Annotated in this window: 5 protein-coding genes and 1 pseudogene; 1 reads left to right on the forward strand and 5 read right to left on the reverse strand. The window is 43.1% G+C overall.

What is annotated here, in order from left to right; all coding sequences use genetic code 11:
- The 5 genes and pseudogenes from MICAI_RS13670 to MICAI_RS13690 all read right to left on the reverse strand — a co-directional run.
- The coding region (locus tag MICAI_RS13670; protein ID WP_039900168.1) for a PatA/PatG family cyanobactin maturation protease at nt 1–1,585 on the reverse strand (1,585 nt) is incomplete at its 3' end.
- Between the two features lie 31 nt (nt 1,586–1,616).
- Nucleotides 1,617–2,186: a Uma2 family endonuclease gene (locus tag MICAI_RS13675; RefSeq protein ID WP_008202985.1), complete on the reverse strand. Its 570-nt coding sequence runs from the start codon at nt 2,184–2,186 to the stop codon at nt 1,617–1,619.
- A 35-nt stretch (nt 2,187–2,221) separates the two neighbouring features.
- On the reverse strand, nt 2,222–2,668 hold the full coding sequence (locus MICAI_RS13680) for a DUF29 domain-containing protein (RefSeq protein ID WP_002802545.1): 447 nt from the start codon (nt 2,666–2,668) through the stop codon (nt 2,222–2,224).
- A gap of 42 nt (nt 2,669–2,710) precedes the next feature.
- A complete protein-coding gene (locus MICAI_RS13685; RefSeq protein ID WP_008202989.1) occupies nt 2,711–3,379 on the reverse strand; it encodes a Uma2 family endonuclease in 669 nt (222 codons plus the stop codon).
- Between the two features lie 8 nt (nt 3,380–3,387).
- A pseudogene (locus MICAI_RS13690) lies at nt 3,388–3,708 on the reverse strand (DUF29 domain-containing protein); the annotation flags it as partial.
- A gap of 70 nt (nt 3,709–3,778) precedes the next feature.
- Between MICAI_RS13690 and MICAI_RS13695 the strand changes: the two are divergent.
- Entirely contained in the window at nt 3,779–4,039 is a 261-nt protein-coding gene (locus MICAI_RS13695; RefSeq protein WP_008202993.1) for a transposase, read from the forward strand.
- Nucleotides 4,040–4,140 lie beyond the last annotated feature (101 nt).

The raw sequence follows: 4,140 nt of genomic DNA on the forward strand, positions 1-4,140 counted from the left end.
CTGTTTGTTCTGCACCAACGGCTTCGATTGCCGCACTGACTAAAGTATTGATGTGCCAACCATAAATTCCCCGGGGGCTATCCGGTTCAATGACGGGAACAACTTGTCCTGAGAACAGGCGTACTGTCCGCCCAGTAATCCGTCCCGGAATACTGACACGCTCGATATATTCGGGGCTGTCTTCTGCTTGTACTTGTCCCGAAAGAAGTTCCTGTAAAGCGGCATAAACTTCGCGGGAAAAAGAGCCAAGGGGTTCAATGGCGTAAATTGGCGTAAGTTCCAGGTTCAGGGTCCAAATTAAGGATTTAGCCTCCGAGAGGTTGTCAGCCAGGTAATCCACCATCTGACGGGCATCGTAGGGATTAGAGGGAACTTCAATACCACCAATTACCGCTGTCGGCATCAGTTGTTTAAATGTGTCCCGACGGGCTTCGGAGCCGAAGTCATAGCCCAAGGTGCCAATGGCATAGACGATGCCACCAGCAGGTTCAGCAGCTTGGCTAGGGGTGACGGGTTTATTGGTAGTTTCGGGCATGGGTACTCCTTGAGAGGTGATGACAGGGTTGGGAATTGGGGCGACGGGGATTACCGGTGCGCTGGTTGCGGCACTCAGTTCGAGTTTTTGGCGTTCAGCCTCAGGGGTTTCGGGCGTACCACCGCAGCCACAGCCCGATGCTTCTACTGTTGCTTGGGTTTCCACAGATTCGGACATGGTTTCTCCTGTTAGTTGTTTAATTGCCCCAGAAATGTTCAACAATCCGGCTAAACATTTTGGTTCATTTTCACTGTCTGCATATTGGCAGGGGAGGGCGCTTTTTAGTATTGCCTCCCGGACAGCGTGAGGATTGGGGGTTTCTCCCCGCTGCACCTGCAAGCTGAGTAATAAGGCGGCTACTCCGGCCACAATGGGCGCGGCGAAGCTGGTCCCACTCAGTTGCACAGTCCCGCCCCCTGGTTTTGCCCCTAAGATGTTTTCTCCAGGAGCAAGGATGCCTTGGCTTTGGTAGGTTTCCCCCCAATTACTAAAGTCGAGGGGATGCCCTCTAGCATCAACCGCACCCACCGCGAGGACGGCGGGAAGGGCTGCTGGAACTTGGAGGCATTCACAGCCATCATTGCCAGCAGCGGCAACGAGAAGAATATTTCTCTCGTTACACATCTCGACGGCACGAATTAGCCAGTCTTCGGCTTCTCCCATATCAGTGAGGGCCCCGCCGCTAATATTAATCACTTTTGCCCCATTTTCGGCGGCTTGTTCAATCGCCCTCGCTAAATCGAGTTGGGAGAGTTTACGGTTATCCTCGGAGAAGACGGGTACGAGTAGGCCTCGACACTGGGGGGCAATACCTTGGATGTCGCTGTGGGGTTGTGCAAAGATGAGGCTGGCAATATGGGTTCCGTGGGTGGACATTTGCCCGGCGGTGGCTTGATGCTGGACGAGGGTGGGTAAACGGGTTAGGTCTGCCCCATTAAAGCAGGGATGGTCGGTATCAACTACACCATCGAGAATGGCGACGGTTATTTCTGCTGCGCCTTTGGTTTGTTTTTGTAGTTCTTTTAATCCCGGAATAGTTAAGACGTTCATCTTTTTTTAATTCTTGGGTTAACCGATAAAATTAATAATTAAATACATCACAAACCTTTAAGTTTAATTCTTTGAATCTGGGAGATTTTACTAGGTCATCATTGCTAAAATTACCAACCTGTGTGTAAGCATTTCCTCTTAATTCTAAGACTAAAATAGTTTGAGTTTGAGGATCAACTATCCAGTATTCAGGAATCCCACAAGCTTGATATTGGCTTCTTTTGGCGATGTAATCTCTCTCTCTTTGGATTTCCCCCGGACTAACCACTTCAATGACTAATAAGGGGGGTGCCATGGAAAGAAGAATCGTATTTCTCTGGGAGAGTAATTGAATATGTTCTTCTCGAATAATGGTTAGGTCAGGATAACGGTTTTTCGGTTCGCCTCTCACTTCTAATTCTAAACCATGTCCTCTGACTCTATCTGTTCCTAGCATCAAAGCAAAGACTAGAAAAAGACGATTAGCAATTTGAAAGTTAAGTCCTGATTCTGGTGGCATTTCTACCAATTCTCCGTTAAATAATTCATAAGATTCCTCTGAATTATCCTCATATTGTAGATATTCGGCAAAGGTTTGAAAGCGGGGTTTTGTGATTAACATAATTTCTTCATCTCTTTTTGTTGTTTAATTAATTTTTATGGCAACCAATCGCGATCCAGTAATTGTTCTAGTGAGTAAGGACATTGAGAGGGAAAAATCACAGTATTCGCTGTTTTGATTTTGACGAAACCTAACGCATCTTCATAAATATAGTTTAATTCTTCTTCTAAATAATTACGGAGATTAGCCGTCATTTTTCGCCTTAATTGAGTCCGAAAATTATAGATTTCTTCCTGCCAATTAATTGTATTATATTCTGTTTCTTTTGTCCAGTATTGCAGTAATAATAAATGGCGGATAACCTGTTCTAAAAGACTGGCTACCGCATTTTTCTTTTCTTTGCCCAAATCCTCTAATTCCTCGATTAAATGTTCTAAGTCTAGCTGTTGAAATTGATGATTTCTAAGCAAGCTAATGGTTTCTCCTAGCCATTGAGAGTCATCAAGCTCGTAGAGTTGTTTTAATTGATGAACACCTAGCATAATTGATTATCTCCGTCTTGATTTTGTTGAATTTAGATTACTCTAACTAGATTGATGTTTGAGCGTAGCTATTCCTAATTGCAAAACCTCTAAAACCTTGGCTAAATCACCGGCTAGTAAAGCATCCCTATCTAACCATAATCCAGGGAAGATCTGGGAACAAATTATCCCTTCTGAGTTCGGTTCAAGTTTAATATATTCTTCATTTGTTAATCTAAACCAATCAAATTCTCCATCTTCAACTCGCCAGACTAGATATTCTTGCACTTGGTTACGGCGATAAACATTGAGTTTTTGATGTAAGTCAAGGGAGACGGTACTCGCTGCAATTTCAACGATTAACTCTGGCGCACCTTCGACATAACCATCCTCACTAATCGTTGATTGTCCACCATTTTTAATTCTTAATAGTGCATCGGGTTGAGGTTCATTGTCAGTATCAAGACGTACCGTACAATTATCGCCTAATTGCAGATTGGGAGTAAAGGCTTTATAGACACTTAGCCAACCTATAATATCAGCATGGGGTTCACCATGGTTCTTAATTCTGAGAGGAGAAGCCATAATATAAACAATTCCTTCAATCAGTTCTGCCTTTTTCAGATTTGGCATAGCATTATATCTACGCTCAAATTCACGACGAGTAAGCTTATCCCCATTTTCTAGGCGTGGAATGGTTAATTGAGGAGAAATTGTTGTAGTTGCTATCATCTAGGGATTTCCTCTAAATAGTTGCGGAGATTGGTCGTCATCTCTCGCTTTAATTGAGTACGGAAGTTATAAATTTCTTCCTGCCAATTAATTGTATTATATTCTGTTTCTTTTGTCCAGTATTGTAGTAATAATAAATGGCGGATAACCTGTTCTAAAAGACTGGCTACCGCATTTTTCTTTTCTTTGCCCAAATCCTCTAATTCCTCGATTAAATGTTCTAAGCCTAGCTGTTGAAATTGATGATTTCTAAGCAAGCTAATGGTTTCTCCTAGCCATTGAGAGTCATCAAGCTCATAGAGTTGTTTTAATGCGTGAATACTTTGCATTATTGATGGTCTCCATTAGCAGTTTTGTAGTTTTAGCGACTATCATAAATTTCAAATTTCGCCTAAGAATATGCCCAGAAAACCTCGAAATCTTCAAGCTGGTTATTCCTACCACGTCACCACAGGCTGCAATAACCGAGAGTTCAAACTATCCAAGCGGGAATGCCGGGAGGTATTTCTTTATGCTATCAACAAGGCTTTAGATAAGCACAAGTTTAAGCTTTATGCTTTGTGTATCATGTCTAATCATGTTCATTATCTGATTGAACCTGCCCAACCAGAAGATTTACCGAAAATTATGCACTTTCTCAACTGGTACACGGCGATGTGATCCCCCCGCCTTCGGCTTCCCCCCTTATCAAGCTATCCCTTATAGGGATCTTTCTTAACAATTTTTGCAGTAAGCAATCCAACCCTTATCCTGACTTGATT

This window comes from Microcystis sp. T1-4 (genome assembly GCF_000297435.1).
Classification (GTDB): domain Bacteria; phylum Cyanobacteriota; class Cyanobacteriia; order Cyanobacteriales; family Microcystaceae; genus Microcystis.

Excerpts from the sequence above, each read along its gene's own strand:
- MICAI_RS13675 (WP_008202985.1), bottom strand. The coding sequence starts at position 2,186 with ATGTTAATCACAAAACCCCGCTTTCAAACCTTTGCCGAATATCTACAA.
- MICAI_RS13680 (WP_002802545.1), bottom strand. The coding sequence starts at position 2,668 with ATGCTAGGTGTTCATCAATTAAAACAACTCTACGAGCTTGATGACTCT.
- MICAI_RS13685 (WP_008202989.1), bottom strand. The coding sequence starts at position 3,379 with ATGATAGCAACTACAACAATTTCTCCTCAATTAACCATTCCACGCCTA.
- MICAI_RS13695 (WP_008202993.1), top strand. The coding sequence starts at position 3,779 with ATGCCCAGAAAACCTCGAAATCTTCAAGCTGGTTATTCCTACCACGTC.